A 1,433-nucleotide genomic window follows, 5' to 3' on the forward strand; every position below is an offset into this window, starting at 1 on the left:
GCTCGGAAGACGAGCGAAGCGATCTCTTCCGGTGTTTCGAGAAGTGAGCGGAGCGAACTTCTCGAAGACGACGACGAGTAACACGAGGAGTCGTCTTCGTCGGCTCGAAAGTCGCGCGCAACGAAGTGAGCACGTCTTTCGTCGTTTCAGAAAGCGACCAGCGGGTGCTTTCTGAAGGCGGTTGTGAATCGCCCGCCAGAAAGACGACCGCTTCGTTCAGTTTCCTTCGAAGGAAGCATCGCGCTCGTCGAAAAACGCCGCCAGACCGCGGCGGAAGTCCTCGGTACGGACGGCCCGGTCCATCGCGTCCTGTTCGGCGGCGAGTTGTTCGTCGAGGCCGTTGTGGAAACTCCCGTAGAGCAGACGGCGGGTCTCAGCGAAGGCGGCGGTCGGGCCGGAAGCGAGGTCGTGGGCGACAGACTCCACGTGGTCACCGAGGTCGGCGGCGGGCACTGTCTCGGTGGCGAGGCCCATATCGACCGCTTCCTCGGGGCCGATGGGGTCGTTCCGGAGGGCGATGTCCAGACTCTTCCGGAGGCCCACGAGTCGCGGGAGGAGGTAGGTCGTGCCGGCGTCGGCGGCGAGTCCGATGCGGGGGTAGGCAAACTCCAAGCGGGCGTCGTCGGCGAGGACGACGATGTCGCCGTGGAGAGCGATGCCGAACCCCGCGCCGGCGGCGACGCCCGAGACGCCGGTGACGATGGGGAGGCCGGCAGCGTTGAGTTCCCGGATGGCCTCGTGGAGGGTGCCGGCGAGGCGGCGCAGGGCCGTCCGGTCGGCGTCCCCGCCCTCAAACAGGCGGAGGTCCGCACCGGCGCAGAAGTGGTCGGCCCCGGTGATGGCGATGGCCCGGATGTCGTCGTCGGTGTTGCAGTGGACCGCGACGTCGAGCAGTTCCTCGACCATACCGGGCGTGAGGCTGTTGAACGGCGCGCCGTGTCGAGTCGGACGTGACAGACCGACTCCCGGACCGTCGCGTCCAGGGCGTCGTAGGAGTGATCGAACGGCATAGATCGGTGTTCGACACAGGAGGACATAACTGTCGGGTGGGAGGAACGGCGCCGTTCGAGAAACTGTCCTGACCCGGGCTTTTGAAGTGTCTCAACGGTCTACCGGTTAGCAACCAATGAGCGAGGACTTCTACGACGTACTGGGGGTCTCCAGAGACGCCAGCGCCGAGGAGATACAGGAGGCCTACCGGAAGAAGGCACGGGAGTACCATCCCGACGTGAGCGACGACCCCGACGCCGAGGAGAAGTTCAAGAAGGTCAAGAAGGCAAAGGAGGTCCTGACCGACGAGGAGAAACGGCAGGCCTACGACCAGATGGGCCACGAGCGATTCGAGCAGGCCGAGAAGCGCGGCGGTTTCGACGGCGGTGGCGGCCGCGGCGGTACCGGCGGGATGGGTGGCGACCCGTTCGGCGGGGCCGCCG

2 protein-coding genes are annotated in these 1,433 nt (G+C 66.2%); one reads left to right on the forward strand and one right to left on the reverse strand.

Annotated elements, in window-relative coordinates; all coding sequences use genetic code 11:
• Positions 1-216: 216 nt before the first annotated feature.
• The gene (locus GJ629_RS15770; RefSeq protein ID WP_370515942.1) at positions 217-1,014 is read right to left on the reverse strand and encodes an enoyl-CoA hydratase/isomerase family protein; all 798 of its coding nucleotides are present in this window, start codon (positions 1,012-1,014) and stop codon (positions 217-219) included.
• Positions 1,015-1,126: 112 nt separating this feature from the next.
• Here GJ629_RS15770 and GJ629_RS15775 point away from each other — a divergent pair.
• Positions 1,127-1,433: DnaJ domain-containing protein (locus GJ629_RS15775; RefSeq protein ID WP_157513846.1), on the forward strand; the 307-nt coding region annotated here is incomplete at its 3' end.

It is taken from the genome of Halapricum sp. CBA1109 (assembly GCF_009741825.1).
In the GTDB taxonomy this organism is placed as follows: Archaea; Halobacteriota; Halobacteria; order Halobacteriales; family Haloarculaceae; genus Halapricum.